Source organism: Paraburkholderia terricola (assembly GCF_900142195.1).
In the GTDB taxonomy this organism is placed as follows: Bacteria; Pseudomonadota; Gammaproteobacteria; order Burkholderiales; family Burkholderiaceae; genus Paraburkholderia; species Paraburkholderia terricola.
This window is the reverse complement of record NZ_FRAB01000027.1, coordinates 20,461-42,237: the sequence shown is the minus strand read 5'-3', so window position 1 is coordinate 42,237 and position 21,777 is coordinate 20,461. Positions and strand designations below refer to the sequence as shown.

General features: G+C 59.9%; 16 protein-coding genes. 8 read left to right on the top strand and 8 right to left on the bottom strand.

From position 1 onward, the window contains the following. Positions 1–205: 205 nt before the first annotated feature. Positions 206–3,490 carry a DEAD/DEAH box helicase gene (locus tag BUE39_RS21595; RefSeq protein ID WP_073430760.1) on the bottom strand — a complete coding sequence of 1,095 codons (3,285 nt, stop codon included), beginning with the start codon at positions 3,488–3,490 and terminating at the stop codon, positions 206–208. A gap of 509 nt (positions 3,491–3,999) precedes the next feature. Further along, positions 4,000–4,611 carry an ATP phosphoribosyltransferase regulatory subunit gene (locus tag BUE39_RS21590; RefSeq protein WP_073430759.1) on the bottom strand — a complete coding sequence of 204 codons (612 nt, stop codon included), beginning with the start codon at positions 4,609–4,611 and terminating at the stop codon, positions 4,000–4,002. A 558-nt stretch (positions 4,612–5,169) separates the two neighbouring features. On the opposite strand from BUE39_RS21590, the gene BUE39_RS21585 reads away from it, so the two are divergent. Continuing rightward, a complete protein-coding gene (locus BUE39_RS21585; RefSeq protein ID WP_073430758.1) occupies positions 5,170–5,934 on the top strand; it encodes a ParA family protein in 765 nt (254 codons plus the stop codon). Positions 5,935–6,368: 434 nt separating this feature from the next. Continuing rightward, positions 6,369–6,968, top strand: a complete 600-nt coding sequence (locus BUE39_RS21580; protein WP_073430757.1) for a hypothetical protein — start codon at positions 6,369–6,371, stop codon at positions 6,966–6,968. Between the two features lie 130 nt (positions 6,969–7,098). Here BUE39_RS21580 and BUE39_RS21575 read toward each other — a convergent pair whose 3' ends face one another. Continuing rightward, positions 7,099–8,133: a hypothetical protein gene (locus BUE39_RS21575; protein WP_073430756.1), complete on the bottom strand. Its 1,035-nt coding sequence runs from the start codon at positions 8,131–8,133 to the stop codon at positions 7,099–7,101. 634 nt (positions 8,134–8,767) lie between these two features. Here BUE39_RS21575 and BUE39_RS21570 point away from each other — a divergent pair. Further along, the gene (locus BUE39_RS21570; RefSeq protein WP_073430755.1) at positions 8,768–9,460 is read left to right on the top strand and encodes a hypothetical protein; all 693 of its coding nucleotides are present in this window, start codon (positions 8,768–8,770) and stop codon (positions 9,458–9,460) included. A 684-nt stretch (positions 9,461–10,144) separates the two neighbouring features. Beyond that, the gene (locus tag BUE39_RS21565; RefSeq protein WP_073430754.1) at positions 10,145–10,789 is read left to right on the top strand and encodes a YajG family lipoprotein; all 645 of its coding nucleotides are present in this window, start codon (positions 10,145–10,147) and stop codon (positions 10,787–10,789) included. A 119-nt stretch (positions 10,790–10,908) separates the two neighbouring features. On the opposite strand, the gene BUE39_RS21560 is transcribed toward BUE39_RS21565, so the two are convergent. The 3 genes from BUE39_RS21560 to BUE39_RS21550 all read right to left on the bottom strand — a co-directional run bounded on the left by BUE39_RS21560 (position 10,909) and on the right by BUE39_RS21550 (position 14,681). Then, positions 10,909–12,228, bottom strand: a complete 1,320-nt coding sequence (locus BUE39_RS21560; protein ID WP_073430753.1) for an MFS transporter — start codon at positions 12,226–12,228, stop codon at positions 10,909–10,911. A 187-nt stretch (positions 12,229–12,415) separates the two neighbouring features. Then, positions 12,416–13,174, bottom strand: coding sequence for an SDR family oxidoreductase (locus tag BUE39_RS21555; RefSeq protein WP_073430752.1), 759 nt, complete (start codon positions 13,172–13,174; stop codon positions 12,416–12,418). 67 nt (positions 13,175–13,241) lie between these two features. Beyond that, complete coding sequence (locus BUE39_RS21550; protein WP_073430751.1) at positions 13,242–14,681, bottom strand: aldehyde dehydrogenase family protein; 1,440 nt, start codon at positions 14,679–14,681, stop codon at positions 13,242–13,244. Between the two features lie 260 nt (positions 14,682–14,941). On the opposite strand from BUE39_RS21550, the gene ppa reads away from it, so the two are divergent. After that, on the top strand, positions 14,942–15,469 hold the full coding sequence (ppa, locus tag BUE39_RS21545; RefSeq protein ID WP_073430750.1) for an inorganic diphosphatase: 528 nt from the start codon (positions 14,942–14,944) through the stop codon (positions 15,467–15,469). Positions 15,470–15,739: 270 nt separating this feature from the next. Beyond that, a complete protein-coding gene (locus BUE39_RS21540; protein ID WP_073430749.1) occupies positions 15,740–17,833 on the top strand; it encodes an FUSC family protein in 2,094 nt (697 codons plus the stop codon). A 96-nt stretch (positions 17,834–17,929) separates the two neighbouring features. On the opposite strand, the gene BUE39_RS21535 is transcribed toward BUE39_RS21540, so the two are convergent. Then, a complete protein-coding gene (locus tag BUE39_RS21535) occupies positions 17,930–18,256 on the bottom strand; it encodes a GIY-YIG nuclease family protein (RefSeq protein WP_073430748.1) in 327 nt (108 codons plus the stop codon). A 9-nt stretch (positions 18,257–18,265) separates the two neighbouring features. Next, positions 18,266–19,435: a GNAT family N-acetyltransferase gene (locus BUE39_RS21530; protein ID WP_073430797.1), complete on the bottom strand. Its 1,170-nt coding sequence runs from the start codon at positions 19,433–19,435 to the stop codon at positions 18,266–18,268. A gap of 134 nt (positions 19,436–19,569) precedes the next feature. Here BUE39_RS21530 and BUE39_RS21525 point away from each other — a divergent pair, with 134 nt between their 5' ends. Continuing rightward, positions 19,570–21,282, top strand: a complete 1,713-nt coding sequence (locus BUE39_RS21525; protein WP_073430747.1) for an NAD+ synthase — start codon at positions 19,570–19,572, stop codon at positions 21,280–21,282. A 134-nt stretch (positions 21,283–21,416) separates the two neighbouring features. After that, positions 21,417–21,755 carry a P-II family nitrogen regulator gene (gene glnK / locus BUE39_RS21520; RefSeq protein ID WP_062126765.1) on the top strand — a complete coding sequence of 113 codons (339 nt, stop codon included), beginning with the start codon at positions 21,417–21,419 and terminating at the stop codon, positions 21,753–21,755. The last annotated feature ends 22 nt before the right edge of the window (positions 21,756–21,777 follow it).

Sequence of the window (21,777 nt, the reverse complement as noted above, 5' to 3'; positions counted from 1 at the left end):
ACCTGGTCGCTGGGTGTTTCCCGGCGACTCGGTAATTATAAGGGAGGCGACCTTGGTTGCATTCAACCTGGTGGGCTAAATGTCTCGGGTTGGCTGAAGGGATAAGGGCGGGTAGGGCGCGAGGTGGGTGTGCGGGATTCTGGTGGTGTCGGATGCGGTTTAGGGTCTACAAAAATTCCAAGATTACGATACACGATAAACCCGCCTATTCAACCCTCACAATGTCACCGCAAAAGACATATAACGGAAGTTGGTAAGTCTCGCTCAAGAATTTCTCAGTGACACCAAGCAGTGCCAGCTGATGCTCAGCTGCGTCCGTCTTGGAAAGTCCCGGTTGAACAATGAAAACTCTGAGCGTTACTGCACACGTGCGGCTGATGTCTCTGATCAATGCTAGCCGATCACGGCTGCCAACTTCGATACGTGAAGGTCTCCCTTCGTCGATACGTATAGACTCGCGCTTTAGAAGGTGAACGAAAAGGTCTGTCCGTCTGTCCTTGTTATGCAGCCACATAACGCTGCGCTGTGCCTGCCCGCATACGACGTACATATCGTCGATTCTCGCCCCCGCCGTATTCCCGCCTGAATACTTGCAATGCACCAAATCGACCGTAATAAGCTTCGGCGCAACGGGATCATCGAGAGCTATTCCTACAATGTCCGCCGCCTCACCCGCCCCGTCATCATCGACCATTACGTCATATGCGTACCGATCCTTCAAAACCTCGATGGTTCTGTACTGTACCGAGTCCTTCCTGCGCTCTTCACGTTGCGACTCCTTTTTGATATCAACGTCCGTCCAATCGACTACCTCTAGCTTGTCCCGCGGAAACAGCGTTGAGCCAGTACGCAACTCAGTGTGCATGTTTCCGTCCAACCTCGATCCGTCCGCGAACCAAATAGTCGGAGGGAACTCAGTGAGGAAGTCACAAACGTCGACCGTTTTCCCACGCCGGATCGAAGCGCGACCCGTGCCTTCATAGACAAAAGCGAAGTCGGCCGTGGCACCAGATCCTACGAACTTCAAACGGACCTTGACCTCCCGCTTGTCGGTGAATATACGGATGATCAGCGGCGCCGTTGCCGAGTACTCGACAAGTTCGATGCCGACATGAGTCATAAAGACTTCTGAGATGTACTCAAACGAAAAGGCTGTGACGGACTCATTGAAGTCGATGAGTTCAACCGGCCAGTCGATTCCAATAGCAACGGCGGATGGGCGCGCCATGACCATGCGCGGAATCAAGGTGCCTTTCAGAACCTCTTCCGGATCGATATCGTCGTTCCCAATCTTCTCGCCAGCCTGCTTGCACCAATCAGAAAAGTTGCTTACACGCAAGCGCAAATTCGACCAAACACGCCCGCGCTTTCCTGCACCGATGGATGTTTGCTCCCCACGTGAAAATCCGACCCCTGCGAGAACAGCTTTCGTTGAAGTGCCTAGGGTTGCTTCAGATAGACGCGCGCCTACGTCGGGGCCCATGCGGCCGGTGTATCGAATTTGACGGCCAATTTGTTCGTTGAGTCCGACATTCGTGAGCATTAGCCGATTGATTCCAGCCATCACCCTAAACACTTCCGGTGCGACAACCAAGGAAGCGTCGTCTCCGCAAAGCGCTTTAGCGAAATCGGCGTAAGTACCGGTGTTAGTTGATCCGTGAACATATAGGAGCGCTCGCTGTTGATCCCATACAGCGATACAGAGTTCCCAGACGATACTTTCAACCGACGCGATATCGGTCCACGGTACACCTTGGCGTCGCGGCGCTAGAACTACCAGGGTGTGTTCGGCCGCATTAAGAATAGGATAAATCCGCTCCTCCTTCGATCCTCCTCGAAAAGCTTTTCGGTAGTTCTCAGGCTTCCACATCTCACATCGGGTGCGATACACGACCATGCTTGCGGATGGACGAATTTCGTGCAATGGAATATCGTCGAGCTGTCCAACAAATCCAGCAAGGAATTCCTGCGCCTCCACTTCTTGGTCGATCGCTCCTTCACTCAGGCCTGGTAGGAGACGATTCCAGTCAGGATCCTGGGAATATAGTGTTCGAAGCTCCTCGCGAAGATTTACATCCGCAGTGTTTGCGATAAATACAGGGCCACCTAGATCTTCTCTCGCTCGCGTGAAACGGCCAGCCAACTGCAGGGTGATCGCCAGGCTCTTCTTAAGATCGTGGAATGCCGCAATCTTCAGCTCGGGCATGTCAAAGCCTTCTCCGAGCATGTCCACACAGACTACGATCCGTGATTGTCCACAGTCCAGCAAGCTCCGAGAGGCATTCGCTTCTTTCGTAGACATGGTGCTGTGGAGCATGACAGGTTTGTATTCCCCGATACTGCGGTAGATCTCAAGCACCTGAGCGGCACGAGCTTTCGTAGCAACACGCGCCATGGCGACGTGAAGTCCTGTTGCGTCTGCGCGCAATTCTTCCACAACCGCTCTGGCGATTTCTATATCGGCTCGCGGCGTGCTGAATTCGAAGACATTTCTGAAGCGAATTGAACGAAAGTATCCCTCGCGCTGTGCCATTCTGAGGGGGTAGACATAGACAATCTTCCCGTCGAGTGGAAGACCATCCTCTCGGAACGGAGTCGCCGTGAACTGCAAAATAGGCCGTTCGCGTGCTTTGAAGTGGGACTTGAACCGTTTCCACGTCGGCGCCTCCGCGTGATGTGCCTCATCGATGAATAGGTGCGAACATTGCTCCGCCATTCGGTCCTGAACATCAGAGGAGCAAAGTCCGGCCAATGCGCTGGTGGTTACAATGACGTTGCATTGGCTGAAGAATTCGTCGACCTCGTCCGGAGTAGACGGAAGCTTCACTAGTGTACCCACCACGGGTCTGATCGCTGCTTGATCCAAGACCACACAATCCGGGCGCTTAAGAATTCCTAGGCTGTAGAACTTTTCGGAAATTTGTCGCCGGAGCGCGTCCGTTGGAACCAGAACAAGCAGACGCGGACAGCGCGCCGTGACCAAAGTTGCCAACATGGTCTCAGTCTTCCCCGTCCCTGTCGGCATCACGACAGTCGCAACACTGGAAGTCGTCGACCAATGCGCATGTATCGCATGGAGCGCGCCAATCTGCGGCTTGCGAAGACCAAGTTTTCCGGAACCGGCGTCCTCTTCGCTGATATACCTGAATGCGTTTCGCCAACTATCTAGTGCCTCGGCGGCGGAATTACTTACCATTGACGCGTTCCAAGGTATCCATTTGGCAGTTTGAAGATCAATTTCGTCCGCGCCTTCCGGGATATTGCCAACCAACGATGTGCCATCCGAAGGTATCTGCGCCGCCACCGGTAAGCGCTGGAACACGTAAATGACCTCACTTGCATTGGTTTTGAACATCCATCCGAGCGCAGATGGAAGCGTAAACCGCGTCATTTCAGCCTCCAATGTCCTGGAGGTTTCCTTCAACTGCTTGACCGTTCCTTTTGCAAATTTAGTATCTAAGCCAAGTAATGGCGGCAGCGTTAGCTTCATTCACTATCCCCGGAGAATCTTCTATTTTGATATCGGAGCCTAGGAAATCACGCCACCTTTGCAGACACTTGGGCAGCGCGTCCCAGCGGGACAGCCATCCCCCGCATCGTTATCCACTTTCAACAGAGATTGTCGACGATCTGAAGCATTGTGTCGAACGGCCGTTGTTGCCCGGTCGGTCATCATGCAATGTGCATAAGGGGGCCTCGGCCCGCAGGTGAAGGGCGGTTGTCGGCCGCGGACCGATTCGGGACATTCGCTTGGCCGAAAAGCAGACGCTCGAACGCCATGGGCCGCTCCAAACCGATAAGAAGGATGTCTAGTTCCACGGCGCAACGTTGTTGTCGCGATATGCGGGTCGCTGTTCTTTACGATCGGCATATGCCCACCCAAAGGGGACGGTCGAGGTAATAGGAGGCGGACGTTCGCGTCCCGACTCAGCAGTCTATCAATCGCGATTTGAGGCTTGCGATAGTTGCGAAACACAAGCCTCTCCAGCGTGCGTGTCGCTACACCAGCCCTTGGGCGATCATCGCCAGCAGCAGTCGTTCAGCGCCGATGCCGAAGCCGGCACCTTCCCGATATGCGCCGCCGCCCACCACCTGCTGTTGTGCTCCGAGTTCGGTGCAGCGCATCTCGAAGCCCCGCCCGTTCAGATAGTAGCTGAGGCCCCTGTGGGCCGAACCGTCGATTTCATAGCGAAGTGCAAGTGAGTCAAAAAAGCCAGTCACTATTTCCTTACTGCGCATGATCGCCAATTCCGGATCGGGGCACAGATATTCGAATCCCAGTTGGGAGAATTCACGGTAACGGCCGGCTTGCGGTCGTTCATAGCGATAACATCGAGCGATATAAAACAACATCCGCTCCTGTTGGCGACCCAGCAACTCACTACATCGTTCCTGGAAGAGAGCTGTCGCTTCCGGAATCAGGCAGCAAGCCCGTCCCTTCTTATCGGAGAAGGCCCACATTTGGCCGATGATCTCGCTACCGCCAGCCTTCTGGATGAACGTATCCTGCGACCACAAGGCGGGGACGATAGCCTCTTCCGCTCCAACGTTAATGAAGATAGCTCCGGAATCGAGTTTCCAGAGCGCGAATTTGCGCGGCTTCCTTGCCAACGATGAAACGTGTTCCGCGAATCATGGTCATGAGAATCCTCTTTGGTGTTGAAAATAAAAAAGGCGCCTAAGGCGCCTTGGTCGTTTGTGCATGGAAAGAGGAAATGCGATCCCGGATTTCCTGCTATGGACGTAACGAACCACGGCGCATCGAATAGCGACCGTGATGGTGGTGAGACTTGCTCAGGATGTTACGAAGTTCCATGGCGTCAATATTGACACACAAACTGATGATTGTGTAACCACTGCTATGCCTCGGCTAGCTGATTTAGGCGGCCAAGCTGAGCGACCGTTGTTGGCCGAACAGGGCCCGATGCGATAGTCTTAACACCAAGCGACGCCACACTTTTCCAGCCGCGGCTTACCTGCCAACGGCAAGGTGTCTGCCCATCAGTAACAACTAATCTTCTCAAACGGTCAGACCATCGACCGCGCTGACGCGCTTTCCCCTTCAACGACACAACGACCCATGCCGGAAAATAGCCGCCCACATCCATCCCAGCCGACTGACTCAGGTATGCTGGCGCCTTTGGGACAGCTTCCGTTCAAGGGGAGAATATGCGGCGCGTCGTATTCAATCAGAAAGGTGGCGTAGGCAAATCGACCATCGTCTGCAACCTTGCGGCCATCAGCGCCAGCGAAGGTCTGCGCACTCTGGTTATCGACCTGGATGCCCAGGCGAATTCAACTCAATACCTGCTCGGCCCGCAGGCCAGCGAGGCCCATCCCACCGTCGCTGGCTTCTTTGAAACCGCGCTAACGTTCAGCTTCCGGCCCGTAGAAGTAACGTCGTTCATTCATCCGACGCCGTTTGAGAATCTGGACATCATGCCCGCTCATCCTGACCTGGACGCGTTGCACGGCAAACTGGAATCCCGCTACAAGATCTACAAGTTGCGTGACGCGCTCAACGAACTCGACATGTATGACGCGATTTATATCGACACGCCGCCAGCGTTGAACTTCTACACCCGCTCCGCGCTGATCGCCGTCGAGCGGTGTCTGATCCCGTTCGACTGTGATGACTTTTCCCGTCGCGCGCTTTACACGTTGCTGGAAAACGTGAAGGAGATCCAGCAGGATCACAACGTCGCACTGGAGGTGGAAGGGATTGTCATCAACCAGTTTCAGCCTCGTGCGAGCCTGCCTCAAAAGCTGGTCGACGAACTCGTCAGTGAAGGCTTGCCGGTGCTGGCTTCACGGCTGTCTTCGTCCGTGAAGATCCGCGAATCGCATCAGCAGGCGACCCCCGTCATTCACCTCGATCCGGGACACAAACTTTCGCAGGAGTATCGGGCCTTGCATCGTGAACTGGCCGGATAGGGGGAATCAGCAGACGGCCGGGTTCGGCCGAGATGGAACGAATATCCAAACGTGGGTTTCGCTCAAATATCGGGCGTAGGGAGTCGGATAGGGGCGCAGCTTCGGCCCCTAACCGGCCGTAGTCGAGCAAACCTGGTGAACTGCCGCTTTGTCCGTTGCCGAGCGGCAGTAACCGGACCCATTTCAGTCACTCAGGCAGCATCGACGCCGGTTCGAAGTCTCCCCGATATGAGACGTTGTCACGCGGCGCTGCCGTCGCTAGCATCAGAACGCCTCTCGCAGCGCAATGACGCCGCATGGTGGTTCGTCGCGCTCACCGCAGACATTGGGCGTAAATTTCAGCACTGTCGATGCGAATAGCCCGCGTGAGTCGAACTCCATCAGCGCATCTACTAGTGCATATTGCACAGCAAAACAGATACAAGGAGACGGTCATGACTGAAACGAGTCCCCCCAACGAGGTCAAGTTCATTGCCACGCGCGCCCTTGAACTTATGGGCGGTCGTGAGAAAGCGTTCGCTGCAATGGAAGCGGATTACGACGCGATGAAGGAACGCTGGAATCAAGACACTGACAGTATTGGACGCATTCTTCGCGCGCATCTATATCTCGAACACTACCTCACGGAGTACCTTCAGCACGCAAATCCTGCTCTCGGCGATCTCGATGAAGCCCGCTTAACCTTTGCACAAAAGGCGAACTTGCTAAGGTCGGATGCCCCAGTGATTGAGATGATCATTGGCGGCATCCGCCACTTGAACAAGATCCGCAATCGCCTAGCGCACAACCTGCGAGCGGCAGTGACGGAAGAGGATGCTAACGTCTTCCTGTCCCAAGGAATCTTTCGGGCGATGCGTGAGGAAGATGCAAAAGGCACTGACCGAGAGCCGAGCGCCGATCCGCTCGATGTGCTCGAAGGGTTTGCCGAATTTGCAAGCGCGATGCTTCATAACGGCACTACTTCTCACGGCGAAGCGTTTCGACAAGCTACCGGCGAATGGCATGAGAGGCATGGAGAAGCCTCTTCAAAGTAACCGCTCGTCTACCCTTTCATAGCAGGCATACTAGACGCGTAAAGTCGCATTTCTGCGAGAAAATGGCAGAGGGGCGAGCCCAAACACCTGTCCACCTTTTGCTCCGCCTGTCTTAAGGCGGCCGACCTCATCATACCGATAGTTCTGACGACGGTTTGACCCACAATTCCTTTCGCGTCTTGTCCGTCTTGCTGGCGACCGTCTTCAGCTTGCCTAGCAGTGACTCGAAGTGTGGCAATGAGCAGACGATGAACTGCCCAAAGTATTTGCTAAGTCTCCCGCGTGAATATCCGTCGGTCAGTTCTTCACATGCCGCAGACGGAAGACCGTAATCGTGAACTCCTGCGCTCTTTCGCACCGCGTCTATCCAGTCAGTGGCACCTGACTCGGCCAGTCCGGACAGTGGCTCGCACGCGACCTGCCGATGCCGCTGGAAGTCCTGCGTCTGCTCGCAGTAGACCACCACCCAAGAGGCAGGAGTTGCAAGGTCCGTTAGCGCGTTTGCATTCTCCACACTTGCGATTGTCGTGTCTGGTTTTGCGACCAGTATTTCCGATGTCGTCAGCAAGATTGGGCAGTAGAGGAAGGGGTAACACTCTTCCGGGTGCATGCCCAAATTCCACTCGATTGCTTCTGTTACTAGGCGCGGCAGAGCGTATTGCAGTTGGGCTAGGCCTCTTCTTATTTCTGCGTCATGCACTGTTCCATTGCTCAGATCAATCTCGACACCCTTGATACAGAGCTCTTCCTTGTTGTCGAAAGCGGTAGAGGGCTGGGTATCCAGCATCACGGGCGCGAAATCGTCTACAACCCGTAGCGTATGGCCCAGGGTAAACGATGAGAAGTCGCTGAGGTTCGGGTCCGGAAAAAACAACCATTTGTTGTTGCGATGCCGATGCTTGCACTCTATCAACAACTGGAATTCTGTTGTGATCTCGTTCGGCCTGCGATACGGCAGGTAGATTGACGCGTGAAGGTCAACGGAGAAGTCGTCTCTTCCCTGTGCGCCGTGCCGGGTATAGGAATAATCGGCACTGGTGGAAAAGCCATGCTTCACTAACAGTTTGGATACTTCAAATTCCATCGGCACGCTGGAGGACAATAGGTTGTCCTTCCAACCTTTCTTTTCCTTGAAATTTTTTTCATCCGTTTTCTTCTCAGCCACGGCCGCTCGCCCTCGTACGCTCGTTTGAATTGCTGCGGATCGTAACATGGAGAAGATGTGACCGAAACGCGATGAGTTTCAGCCATATAGCTCCGTCGAGCGACGTCTCTTCCTGGCCGAACCGAGACAAATCGCGGCAGTCTCCGATCAACCGACCCTAAGCCGCTCCAGTTTCGCCGAAGCGGACGCTCATGGTTCGGCAAATGCGGTGCGCCGTTCACCGTGGAAATAGGGAAGCCAGCAGCGTCCGGCGGCAGAACATATGCGATTTATTGCCCCATTATCACGAAGCGGGTGATAGCGTCTATTGCATTGCTTGCCAGTGGAAGACCCTCATTCGCGCTTGACGGGATGTTCGCGCTAACTTCGCGCGAGTTAGCGGTTGATGGCATGGCCTTCTCAGGCGTCTCCGTATTTAGCCACTCCGGTCATCGACGAACCTCTTAATGTCGCCGTTCGCTAAAGTTAATCAAAAATCTGTCGTTAATGTTATCGCAGCGCGCGATCATTCGACTTCGTCTGTTCAGCCCTCTGCACTGCCGCGCTGAATCCGCCGAAACGATTGATGGAAAGGCCATATGGCTTACGGGCGCTGCCATCTTAATCACACGCTAACTCGGAACTGATCCCGGAAATGAACCTGAGAAACCTCTTTTTGTTGTTGTTTATCGCAGCGCTGGCCGGATGTGCGACGACACCACCCATGTCGGTAACGAAGCAGGAGCAGCATGAACTCGGACCGGTAGCCGGTGCGCTATTCATTCCCCAGAATAGCTTGTTGGTGACAGTGACGCCTACCAATGCTGGCGCCACGGGCCTCCTCGGAGCTCTGGTTGCAGCGGGAATCGATGCGGCCCGGCGCTCTTCGGCGGAAAGCACCGCCGCTCCGATGCTTGAGCAACTCCACGATTATGACTTCCGCGCCGTCATGAAGCAGGCGTCCAACAGTGCAGTTGGCATGCTTCAGACCATCAAATTTGCCGCGCCGCTCGATGTCGAGACTGTCAACTCGAGCACGCAGAAAAGAATCGTCTTTGACAATGCTTCGGCAAGCGCAGTCCTATTCGTCGATGTTGGCTACCAGTTGCAGTCGGGAAATCTTTATGTCTCTGCTAATGCCGTGATGTATCCGAAGGCCGACAACTTGTTGCACTTCAGAAGAAAGCCGAACGATTCCGACCCGCTCGATGCCGGCAATGCTATATACAGGAAAACGTTCAACTACTCGAAGTTGAATGTGGTAGCCACCGATATCAAACTCGATTTGACGGAAGGGGCAAACAACATCGCATCCCAACTCGCGGCCGATCTGAATCATCCCATTTGATTTGAAGTAGCGGTTGCCCAGCTGCGCGGTGCATCACAGCAAGCGCTGATGCTGGACACCGCACTTCACTTTCTGCGTCGCGCGTACTACCGTGGCGCCACGGCGGTAAGGTCACGATAGGGCTCCGCATCGACGTGGGGAAGAGGGGCTAATTTCTTTGCAAAGCGGTCACTTGAACGTCGGCGCTGAGCGCAAGGGCGAATGGCTGTATGTTGACGTTGGACGATCGCAGCACACGTCCGGGCGTCTATGCGAAAGTCATAAAACGACCGCTGCAGCCCTGGCATGAAAAGATGCGATGTCGGATGCAGTGCGACCTGAAGCATCAACTTTCCAGACCACTGCATCCACCAGCAACCATGACGCAAGTCACTCCCGCATTAAAATTCGGCGGCTCCGCGAGAGCAAGCTGGGAAACACATCAGAAACAGCGCAAGCATAAACAGCCGACGCATATCAATGCTCCAGAGAGATTTTGAGCAAGAAGCTTCTCCTCGACACTTCTTTTCAAAAAGACCTCCAGAAGTTGGAATAATGCCGAACCATTGGATTACCGAACGAGAATCACGATATTCTTCCGATCCGGCGGAATCAGCTCAAGCGCATCCATCTTCTCGCGCCGCACCGTCGAACGTTTGGTTTGGCAATTAAAACAATCAATCTTCAACTAGGGGTAAAACAATCATGCTATTGGGTCGAATCGCTATCTATGGTCTCGCCGTGTCCATTCTCGCCGGATGCGCGGCAGGCCGGACAACTGTCGACGTCTCCGCGCCTCAAGGCAAAAATCCTGCAACGGGGAAATACGTACGCATTGATTCCGTACAGGACAAACGCACGTTCACGGTCGCCCCTCCCAGCGCCGACATGGCGTCACTGGATCCGGCTGAAGATTCTGGCGATGCGTCGAAAGCTCGCGCGATCGGTCGGAAGAGAAACAGTTATGGCAAGGCGCTCGGCGACGTGGTGCTTCCCGAAGGCAAGACGGTCTCTGGCCTCGTTGAAAGCGCATTGGCTACAGGCTTTCAGGAGGCCGGCTACATCGTCGTGAAGCAGGACGACCCCAACTTTGCCGCCGCCACTCCGGTGACGGCGCAAATCATCGATTTCTGGGCCTGGTTCCAGCCCGGCTTCTGGTCCATTTCAACCAACCAGAAGTCGGAACTGCAGTTGTCAGGCGATGTCGGCGCGCTTCATGGTGAGCAGACCGTCAAGACGCGCGTTAGCGAATCCAAGAAGGTCGTGGTTGCCAGCGACTGGCAGGAGATCGTGGAAAAAGGCCTGTCGGCGATTACGCTGCGGACCAAGGATCTGTTAAGCGGGAAGTAGGTCCATCGAGGAGCGAGCCGCCTCGCTCCTGATGAAGACGGCGAGCGCGTCTAGCTCGCTGGTCCAGAACCGCAATCGGGTATCTGGACCAGCGAAGCGCCAGCAAAAACCGCCGCCACTTACTTATTGACCATCTTCGCCGGCACACTAATCGCCAGCAACCCGCCAAGCACGAGAAACCCGGCCAGCATATACATCCCCGAATCATTCGCCGAGGTTGCCTGCTTGAGCCACCCCACCGCATACGGACTGAGAAAGCCCGCCAGATTCCCAATCGAATTAATCATCGCAATCCCGGCCGCCGCGCCCGTACCCGCAAGAATCGCGGTCGGCAAACTCCAGAACAGCGGCAGCGTGGTGAGAATCCCCATCGTGGCGAGCGTGAGCGAAGCCATCGCCAATACCGTGTTGTGCGTCCACACAACAGAGAGAATCAAACCAATCGCGCCCGCGAACGCCGGCAACGCGATATGCCAGCGCCGCTCGCGGTGGCGATCCGCGCTACGCGACACGAGCACCATCGCCACCACCGCCGCCGCGAACGGAATCGCGGACAACAGACCGATCGCGAACGCGTCGGTCACGCCGGTCGTCTTGATGATGGTCGGCAACCAGAAGCTCACGCCGTAAAGACCCATCACGAACGAGAAGTACGTGAGGCTCAGCATCAGCACGCGCCCGCTCGTGAGCACCTGGCGGATCGGCATGTCGTGCTTGGTGGCTTCCTCCGCGGACACATGGCGCTCGAGCAACTCCTTCTCTTCGGCGGTAAGCCACTTGGCCTTCGCGATGCGGTCGTCGAGGATGAAGAACACCAGAATGCCGACCAGCACCGACGGAATACCTTCGAGCAGAAACAGCCACTGCCAGCCGTGCCAGCCGTTCGCGCCGTTGAAGCTCTTCATGATGTAGCCCGAGATCGGACCGCCGATCACGCCGGAGAGCGCGATCGCCGTCATGAACCAGGTGGTCATGCGGCCGCGCCGGTGCGACGGATACCAATAGGTGAGGTACAGGATGATGCCGGGGAAGAAGCCCGCTTCGGCGATGCCGAGCAGGAAGCGCATGACGTAGAACATGGTGGGCGTGGTGACGAACATCGTCAGCATCGAGATCACGCCCCACGACACCATGATCCGCGCGATCCACACGCGCGCGCCCACTTTGTGCAGGATCACGTTGCTCGGAATTTCGAAGATGAAATAGCCGAGGAAGAAAATCCCCGCGCCGAAGCCATATACGGCGTCGCTCAGACCGAGGTCCGCGCTCATTTGCAGCTTGGCGAAACCGACGTTGACGCGGTCCAGATACGCGACCACGTAGCACAGCATCAAGAACGGCGTCAGCCGCCAGCCGACTTTGCGGTAGGTGGCCTCTTCGAAGCTGGAAGGCGGCGCACCCGCGCCGGGATGGTGAAGCGGATCTGCGGGACTGGCCATGATGTCTCCTCTTTTCTTGTGGAAATGAAGTGCCGCTGTCGCCCGATTCTATCCGCGCGGAATGGCTTGCATGACGAATAGATACCGGGGGAAAACACTGACATTGCAAGCGGGCCGCGCGTGCGACGGCCCGCGGCGGCAAGCTGGGCGCCGCCTACAAGTCACCTGCGCGCCACCTGCGCGTCACCTACACGCAGCGCCCGCCGTCGACTTCGAGACACACGCCCGTGATGAACTCTGCTTCGTCCGAAGCCAGATACAGCGCGGCGTTGGCGATATCCTGCGGCGTGGAGAACCGCCCGAGCGGAATGCCCGCGAGAAAGCGCTGACGATTTTCCGGCGTGTCCTCGACGCCCATGAATTCGGAAAGCAGCGCCGTTTCGCCGATCACCGGGTTCACGCAGTTCACGCGAATGCGGTCAGGGCCCAGTTCGACGGCAAGCGATTTGCTCGCGATGATCACCGCGCCCTTGCTGCCGTTGTACCAGACGAGGCCCGGCCGCGGCCGCACGCCGGCCGTCGACGCGATGTTGATGAAACAGCCGCCGCCTTGCTCGCGAAAGTACGGCACGAATTCCTGCACGCTCCAGTAGATGCTTTTGACGTTCACCGCATACACGCGGTCGAACTCGGCTTCGGTCACTTCCATCACCGGCTTGTTGCGATGCGTCGTGCCCGCATTGTTGACGACGATCTGCACGCTGCCGAAGTCTTCGAGCGCGGCTTCGCGCAGCTTGCGCCAGTCGTCCTGTTGCGCGACGTTGCCCGGCACCGCGATCGCCTTGCCGCCCGCCAGCGCGATTTCACTCGCCACGCGTTCGGCGGCCGCGCCGTTCAGATCGTTGACCACGACGTTCGCGCCTTCGCGCGCGTAGGTCTTCGCGATGCCTTCGCCGAAACCCGATCCGCCACCTGTGACGATGGCTGTCTTACCTGTCAACCGCATGATGTCTCCGCTGTTTGTTGTGAATGGTGATGCGTTTGCGATGAACCCAGTGCCTAATCAACCACGCCTAGCCGTGACGAATGGCGATGGTTTTCAGCACCGTGAAGCCATACAGCGCTTCGAAACCTTTTTCGCGCCCGTGGCCCGAATGCTTGACGCCGCCGAACGGCAACTCGACGCCGCCGCCCGCGCCATAGTTGTTGATGAACACCTGACCGGAACGCAAGCGCCGCGCGAGACGCATCTGCCGCGCGCCGTCGCGTGTCCAGATGCCGGCCACGAGGCCGAACTGCGTGCCGTTGGCGAGCGCGAGCGCTTCGTCCTCGTCGCTGAACGACATCGCGGCGAGCACCGGGCCGAACACTTCGTCGCGCGCGAGTCGGTGGACTGCGGGCACGTCGCGCAGCAGCGTGGGCGCCTGATAGAAGCCGCTTTGCGGCGCTTCGGGGATCACTTCGCCGTGCGCCGCCATCGGAATGCCGTCGTGCTGCGCGTCGGAGAGGAAGTCCCACACGCGCCGTTGCTGTTTCGCGTTGATGAGCGGCCCGCAGTCGAGATCGGCATGCGAAGGACCGACGCGCAACGCGTGAAACGCGTCGCTCAGACGGTCGAGCAAGGGTTCGTAAATGGCCCGGTCGATCAGCACGCGACTGCCCGCCGAGCAGGTTTGCCCGGCGTTCTGCACGATCGCCGCGACGAGCACGGGGAGCGCCGCGTCGAGATCCGCGTCGGCGAACACGATTTGCGGCGACTTGCCGCCCAGTTCCAGCGTGACGGGCACGTGGTTTTCGGCGGCCATTTGCGTGACCAGCTTGCCCGTTTCGGGCGAGCCGGTGAACGAGATGTGATCGATGCCCGGATGGGATGCCAAAGCCGCTCCCGCCTCGTGCCCATAACCTGTGACGACGTTCAGCGCGCCCGCCGGCAAACCGGCCTCGGCCGCCAGTTCGGCGACACGCAGAACGGACAGACACGCATCCTCGGCCGGCTTGACGACGCACGCGTTGCCGGCGGCGAGCGCCGCGCCCACGCTGCGGCCGAAAATCTGCATCGGATAGTTCCACGGCACGATGTGGCCGGTCACGCCGTGCGGCTCGCGGATCGTCAGCACCGTGTAGCCGGCCTGATAAGGCAGCGTTTCGCCGTGCAGCTTGTCCGCCGCGCCCGCGTAGAACTCGAAGTAGCGCACGAGCGCGGCCGCATCGGCGCGCGCCTGTTTGAGCGGCTTGCCGGTGTCGCGGGCTTCGAGTTGCGCAAGTTCCTCCTGGCGGGCGGCGACCAGCATCGAGAGCCGGTACAGCACGCGGCCGCGTTCGGCGGCGCTCGCCTCGCCCCATGCGCCTTCGAACGCGCGGCGGGCGGCCTGCACCGCCTGGTCGATATCCGCGGCGGTGCCGCGCGCGAGCTGGGTGAACGGCTGGCCGTCCGAGGGATCGAGCACGGCGATCGTCTCGCCGCCTGATCCCGCGGACCATTCGCCGCCGATGAAGTGTCGGGCTTCTTCCATGCATGCTCCTTGAGATCGCGCAGCCGGCACTGACGAGGGGCCGGATACGCGGTGTTCACAAACGAGAGGCACAATCGAGAGACGCGGGACGATTATCGCGCCGATCCGGCGACGGGTGCCACCGGCCGATTGGCTATAATGGCGCATTCCGCACTGTCCGGCCGCGGGGCCGCGGCTCCAGGCGAGCTTCACGATCCATGCCGCCCGGGCTCACGCACCGCACGCCGTGTTCCGAATTCCATCCTGATCAGAGAGCGCCCATGAGCTTCAATCACGTCCCCGCAGGCAAAGACCTTCCGCAAGATTTCAACGTCATCATCGAAATCCCGGCGCAGAGCGACCCGGTGAAGTACGAAGCCGACAAGGACTTGGGCCTGCTCGTCGTCGACCGCTTCATCAGCACGGGCATGCGCTATCCGGCCAACTACGGCTTCATTCCGCAAACCCTGTCGGGCGACGGCGACCCGGTCGACGTGCTGGTGATCACGCCGTTCCCGCTGCTGGCCGGCTCCGTGGTGCGCGCACGCGCGCTGGGCATGCTGCAAATGACCGACGAATCGGGCGTGGACGCGAAGCTGATCGCCGTGCCGCACGACAAGGTCTGCCCGATGACCGCGAGCCTCAAGTCGATCGACGACGTGCCCGCGTACCTGAAAGATCAGATCAAGCATTTCTTCGAGCAATACAAGGCGCTGGAGAAGGGCAAGTGGGTGAAGGTCGAGGGCTGGGCGGACCTCGAAGCCGCGCATAAGGAAATCAGCGAAGGCGTGGCGAACTACAAGAAGTAAGCTGCGTCGCCACGCTGCTGGCATGACGAAAACCGCGCGGGCCCGAAAGGGCCGCGCGGTTTTTTAATGGGCTTGCCAGGCATGCGCGTGCCGCCCGCCTGGCCTTGCGCGACGCACATAGACGTATTGCATCGCCCGCATGAACCGAAGCCATTTTTATAGTTAGGTGTAAACCCTTATGATCTGTCGCCTGTCGCAGCTTCGTTAATCGCGCGGCATCACCCCGCGCAGACGTCGCGCCAATGCGTGTTTTAGGAGCCCACTGTCCGGATGCTGAATCGCAAGTCCAACGCATCGTCGCCACGCGGGTCGAACCGGCTGTATGCCATCGTCACCGCGATCTACCGCAAGCGTCCGGTATGGATGGTGTCGTTTTCCGCGAGCGAGGCCAATCTGTCGGAAGGGCTGAGAGCGGCCTGCGCGTCCACGGCGATGCTGGCCGTCGGCAATGTGCTGCACGATCCGACCTTCGCGTGGGCCGCGATCGGCGCCTTCTGGACCTGTCTCGCCGACGCGGCCGGCTCGAATCGCGCGCGTTTCGCGTCGATGATGGGCTTCGCGCTTCTCTCCACCGTATGCGGCGGCCTGACGGCCTTTGCTTCCGGCGCCGGGGCGATTTGGGCGGCGCTCGCGGTGCTGATCTTCACGAGCCTCGGCGGATTCGGCCGCATCTGGGGCGCGGCCACCTCGCAGGTGACGATCCTCGCCGCGACCGCTTGCGTCGTGATGGTCGACAGGCCGATGCGCGACGTGCGCGAAGGCCTGGCGTTTCTCGGCGTCTATCTGATCGGCTGCCTGTTCGCGGTCGTGCTCAGCCTCACCATCTGGCGGATTCATCCGTTCGCCATGAGCCGGGCGTCGTTGCGCGCTGTTTATCTGCGACTGGCCGACATCGCTCTGGACAGCGCCCGTCTGCTCGAACAGCGCGCGGCGCCCGGCGAGTGGGCCACGCATGCCGCGAAATTTCGCGCCGATGCCCGCGCCGCGCTCGAGCGCGCCCGCAAGGCGGTGGCGAACGTGCCCGCGTCGAGAACGGGCGGGCGCGAAACCTACGACACGCTTCTCAGCTTGCTCACCGAAGGCGAGGCGCTGTTCGCCTATCTGATCGCCGTTTCGGGCGCGAGCGAAAAAGTCCCCGGCGACGCCCGGCGCGCGCAACGCGCGGCGCGATTGCTCGCGGGCATGGGTAACGTGCTGCGCAGAATCGGCGCCGACGCGAATGAAGGGCAATGGCAGCGTCTCGCCGATATGCAACAGCGTTTGCGGCGCCTCGCGCGGCGTCTCGAAACCGCGCTGATCGAGCCGGTGAAACTGAAGTCCGACTTCGAACTGGTCGATTTCGCGCCGGCGTACGCGCCGCCCGAACGCTGGACCGACAGCGCCATCAGACTGCTGACGCGCACCGGGTCGACGCTCAAGGCCAATCTCACGACCGAGTCCGTCGGCTTGCGCCACGCGGCGCGCGTCGGCGTGACGACGACGACGGGCTTTCTCGTCATCCGCGCGCTGGGGCTGCCGTTCGGCTACTGGGCCACGATGGCGACGCTGCTGATACTGCAACCGTCGATTGCCGCGACCTGGCCGCGCAGTATCGAGCGCGCGGCGGGGAGCATCGTCGGCGGCGTGCTGGCGGCCGGCATCGGCTATGCGATTCATTCGCCGCTCGGCATTTCGCTCGCGGTCTTTCCGCTGGTGGTGGCGACGATGGCGCTGCGCCCCGTCAGCTACAGCCTCTTCGTGCTGTTTCTCACGCCGACTTTCGTGCTCGTCGCCGACTTCGCGACGCCTGGCGCGAGCGAACTTGCCTTCGCGCTCACGCGGCTCGGCAACAACGTGCTCGGCTGCGTGCTGGCGCTCGTCGCAACCTTCTATCTGTGGCCGACGCGTGAAAAGGCCGACTACCGCGCTTATCTGAGCGGGGCGGTGCGAGCCAACGTCGAGTATCTGAGCGCGGCGCTGGAGTCGCCGCGCCGCAGCGAAAAGGACATGGAGCGCTTGCGCAGAGCCGCGGGCCTCGGCAGCAATAACGCGGAGGAAGCGATCGGCCGCGTTCGCCTCGAAAAACTCGAGGACTCGATGATCGACACCGTGACGCTGACGGTGCTGAGTCTGTTGCGAAGAATGGCGGGCACCGCGACGCAGTTGCGCCTGAGTACGACGCGGCGCGACAGGCACGATGAACTCGGCATGTGGATCGCCGCCGTGAGCGCCGACATCGACGCCGCGTTGGAGCGGACGCTACGGCCGATCCGCCATGAGCTTCCGGCGCGGGACAAGCTGACGTCGCTCGAGGCCGATGCGGTGGGTGAACTCGCGCTGATGCAGCGGCTGTTGACTGAGCGGATGCGTGAGGCGAGAGGGTAGCGAGCCGTCGCGAGCAGGTAGGCGGGGCGATCTGATGCGTGATTCGCGCGGAGCACGAAGCGCGAGCACGCATCCCGCAGCGAAGGCAAAGCGCCGTCACGAAGCGCCGGTTTCCTGTTCCGTTTCGTCATCGGCGAGCGGCTCCGGCTCGGGCAACGGCAACGCCGATTCCAGCGTGCGCAGCCCCGCCGCCAGCGCCCGCTTTTCAACAGCGGACAAACGCTTGACCCAATACTCGGCGCGCGAAGCGCTCGAGCGGTCCGCCAATTCGAACGACGCCAGCACGCGCACCGGCTTGCGCGAGCGTGTATACCGCGCGCCCATGCCGCTCATGTGTTTATCGAAACGTGCCTCGACGTCGACGGCGATGCCCGTATAAACGCTGCCGTCCGAGCATTCGAGCAGATAGAGAAACCACGGCATAAACGCGCTTCAGCCTTTGAACGGATTGTGTTCGCGCAGCTCGTCCACATACGCGTGGATGCTGTTCTTTTCGTTGGCGAGAAAGTGGCCGACCGCATCCGCGAAGGCCGGATGCGCGAGCCAGTGCGCCGAGCGCGTCACCGTGGGCAGAAAGCCGCGCGCCATCTTGTGCTCGCCTTGGGCGCCGCCCTCGAACGCGCCGAGTTTTTCCTCGATGCAGAATTCGAGCGGTTGGTAGTACGCCGTTTCGAAGTGCAGGCACGGCACGTGTTCCAGCGCGCCCCAGTAGCGGCCGTACAGCGTGCCGCCGGTTTGCGCATCGCGCTGGTAGACCACGAGCGAACTGGCGATCGGCCTGCCTTCGTATTCGGCGATCACGAGCAGCAGGTTTTCCGGCATCGACGCGCCGATCATGCGGAAGAAATCCAGATTCAGATACGGACTCGAAAAGTGCTCGCGATAGGTTTGCCGATAGCACTTGCTAAAGAAGCGCCAGTCGGCGTCCTGGATGTCCTCGCCGCGAATCCGGCGCATCGTCACGCCGGCCTCGTGGACTTTGCGGCGCTCGGCGCGAATGTTCTTGCGCTTCTTCTGTTCGAGCGTCGAGACGAAATCGTCGAAGTCGCGATAGCCGTCGTTCAGCCAGTGGAACTGCACGCCCTCGCGCTGCATCATGCCCATCTCGGTGAGCGCGTTCGCTTCCGTTTCGGTGGGAAACAGCACGTGCAGCGACGAGACGTCGCTTTGCTCGGCGAACGCCATCAAGGTCGCCGCCAGATGCCGCAACGCGTGCGTATCGGCGGCGAGCAGACGGTTGCCTTGCACCGGCGTGAAGGGCACCGCGCACAGCAGCTTCGGGTAATAGGGCAGGCCGTTGCGCTTGTAGGCGTCGGCCCAGGCCCAGTCGAACACGTACTCGCCGTACGAGTGTCCTTTCAGATAGACGGGCGCGGCCGCCGCGAGCTTGTCCGTGCGCGGATCGGTCAGCGTGACGAATTGCGGCGCCCAGCCGGTATCGGCGACCGCGCATTGGGCCGCATGCAAGGCGCTCAGGAACTCATGCCGCAGAAACGGCGTGGGCTGCTGCTGCCGCGCGAGGAGGGCATTCCATTCCGCGGCGTCCACCTCGGAGGGCGACGCCAGAATGCCCGTGCGATAATCAAAGCGTTCCTGATTCAATCTGTGTGACTGTTCCCAATGAGCGACGCGGCGCTTCAGGCGGCGCGTCGTTCGTTTATTCGATTTGTCCGTTCCGTCGAGCCGCAAGGCCGCGGTACTCGCAAGCCGCTCGTGGCTTGCCTGCCGATCCTGCCATGAAGACCCGAATCGCTCTTGCTCAAATCAATGTCACCGTCGGCGACTTCGCCGGCAACGTCGCGAAGATCGTCGCCGCCGCGCGTGTCGCGCACGAAGGCGGCGCGAAGCTGCTGATCGCACCTGAACTCGCGCTGTCCGGTTACCCGCCCGAAGATCTGCTGCTGCGCCCCGCGTTCTATACCGCGAGCGCGGCGGCGTTGGCCGACCTCGCCACGCAACTCAAACCGTTCGCCGGCTTGCATGTGATCGTCGGCCATCCGCTGCGCGAGGTGGCGCACGCCGGGTCGCACAGCGCGGGGCACGGTCATGGTAATGCAAACGCGCCGATCGAGCGCGGCGTGCCGCCGGTCGACACGTTCAACGCGGCCTCGCTGATCGTCGGCGGGGAAGTGGCGGGCACCTATCGCAAGCAGGATTTGCCCAATACCGAAGTGTTCGACGAGAAGCGCTACTTCGCGTCCGACCCGCAGCCCTTCGTGTTCGAACTGGACGGCGTGAAGTACGGCGTGGTGATCTGCGAGGACGCATGGCATGCGTCGGCCGCGCAAATGGCGAAGGCGGCGGGCGCGCAAGTGCTGCTGATTCCCAACGGCTCGCCGTACCACCTGAACAAGGAAGCGGTGCGCTTCGACATTCTGCGCGGGCGGATTCGCGAAACCGGTTTGCCGATGGTCTACGTCAACATGGTCGGCGCGCAGGACGAACTGGTGTTCGACGGCGGCTCGTTCGTGCTCGACGACAAGGGCGAACTGGTCGCGAAGATGGCGCAGTTCGAGGAAGCCACCGCGATCGTCGAGTTCGAGGGCGGCAAGCCGCTGCCGGCCGCGATCGCGCCCGAGCTGTCGCTCGAAGCGCAGGTGTACGCCGCGCTCGTGATGGGCGTGCGCGACTACATCGAGAAGAACGGCTTTCCGGGCGCGCTGATCGGCCTGTCGGGCGGCGTGGATTCGGCGCTGGTGCTGGCGGTCGCGTGCGACGCGCTCGGCGCGGAGCGGGTGCGCGCGGTGATGATGCCGTCGCGCTACACCGCGGACATCTCGACCACCGACGCCGCCGACATGGCGCGCCGCGTCGGCGTGCGTTACGACGAGATCGCGATCGCGCCGATGTTCGACGCGTTCCGCAACGCGCTGGCGGATGAATTCGCGGGCCGCGCCGAAGACGCCACCGAAGAAAATATCCAGGCCCGCATTCGCGGCACCTTGCTGATGGCGCTGTCGAACAAATTCGGCTCGATCGTGCTGACCACCGGCAACAAGAGCGAGATGGCGGTGGGCTACTGCACGTTGTACGGCGACATGGCCGGCGGCTTTGCGGTGATCAAGGACATCGCCAAGACGCTCGTCTACAGGTTGTGCCACTACCGCAACCAGGCCACCGGGTTCGGCAAGCAGAACGTGATTCCCGAGCGGATCCTGACGCGCGCGCCCTCGGCGGAACTGCGCGAGAATCAGACCGACCAGGACAGTCTGCCGCCGTACGAAGTACTCGACGCGATCATGCGCATGTACATGGAAGAGGATCGTTCCCTCGCCGAAATCATCGCCGCGGGCTATGCGGTCGACGACGTGAAGCGCGTCACGCGCCTCATCAAGATCAACGAGTACAAGCGCCGTCAGGCGCCGATCGGCATTCGCGTCACGCATCGCGCGTTCGGCCGCGACTGGCGCTATCCGATCACTTCGCGCTACACCGAGCCCGTGGAGTGAGCTTCGGGAAGAACGGCTGCCGATTACCCGAAAGAGACTGAAGCGAGCCGGATTGCCGCAACGCATCCGGCGCGGCGTAGAATAAAAATCACCCAATTTCCTTTCACTCTTCCAGACACGAGACGAGGTTCGCCATGAAGCGCATCACCGCAGTCATCAAACCGTTCAAACTCGACGAAGTGCGCGAGGCGCTCGCTGAAGTCGGCCTGACGGGGCTGACCGTTACCGAAGTCAAGGGCTTCGGCCGGCAGAAAGGCCACACCGAGCTCTATCGTGGTGCAGAGTACGTCGTCGACTTTCTGCCGAAAGTGAAGATCGAAGTGGTGGTGGCCGACAGCCAATGCGACCAGGTGATCGACGCGATCATCGGCGCGGCGCGCACCGGCAAGATCGGCGACGGCAAGATTTTCGTCGCGGAAGTGGAGCGTGTGATCCGCATTCGCACCGGCGAGGAAAACGAAGCGGCGGTTTGAGCGGGCCGGCTTCGCACCGAGG

What these genes read in the sequence shown, in the direction of transcription:
- BUE39_RS21595 (WP_073430760.1), bottom strand. Translation starts at nt 3,490, where the DNA reads ATGAAGCTAACGCTGCCGCCATTACTTGGCTTAGATACTAAATTTGCA.
- BUE39_RS21585 (WP_073430758.1), top strand. Translation starts at nt 5,170, where the DNA reads ATGCGGCGCGTCGTATTCAATCAGAAAGGTGGCGTAGGCAAATCGACC.
- BUE39_RS21580 (WP_073430757.1), top strand. Translation starts at nt 6,369, where the DNA reads ATGACTGAAACGAGTCCCCCCAACGAGGTCAAGTTCATTGCCACGCGC.
- BUE39_RS21570 (WP_073430755.1), top strand. Translation starts at nt 8,768, where the DNA reads ATGAACCTGAGAAACCTCTTTTTGTTGTTGTTTATCGCAGCGCTGGCC.
- BUE39_RS21565 (WP_073430754.1), top strand. Translation starts at nt 10,145, where the DNA reads ATGCTATTGGGTCGAATCGCTATCTATGGTCTCGCCGTGTCCATTCTC.
- BUE39_RS21560 (WP_073430753.1), bottom strand. Translation starts at nt 12,228, where the DNA reads ATGGCCAGTCCCGCAGATCCGCTTCACCATCCCGGCGCGGGTGCGCCG.
- BUE39_RS21555 (WP_073430752.1), bottom strand. Translation starts at nt 13,174, where the DNA reads ATGCGGTTGACAGGTAAGACAGCCATCGTCACAGGTGGCGGATCGGGT.
- BUE39_RS21550 (WP_073430751.1), bottom strand. Translation starts at nt 14,681, where the DNA reads ATGGAAGAAGCCCGACACTTCATCGGCGGCGAATGGTCCGCGGGATCA.
- ppa (WP_073430750.1), top strand. Translation starts at nt 14,942, where the DNA reads ATGAGCTTCAATCACGTCCCCGCAGGCAAAGACCTTCCGCAAGATTTC.
- BUE39_RS21540 (WP_073430749.1), top strand. Translation starts at nt 15,740, where the DNA reads ATGCTGAATCGCAAGTCCAACGCATCGTCGCCACGCGGGTCGAACCGG.
- BUE39_RS21535 (WP_073430748.1), bottom strand. Translation starts at nt 18,256, where the DNA reads ATGCCGTGGTTTCTCTATCTGCTCGAATGCTCGGACGGCAGCGTTTAT.
- BUE39_RS21525 (WP_073430747.1), top strand. Translation starts at nt 19,570, where the DNA reads ATGAAGACCCGAATCGCTCTTGCTCAAATCAATGTCACCGTCGGCGAC.
- glnK (WP_062126765.1), top strand. Translation starts at nt 21,417, where the DNA reads ATGAAGCGCATCACCGCAGTCATCAAACCGTTCAAACTCGACGAAGTG.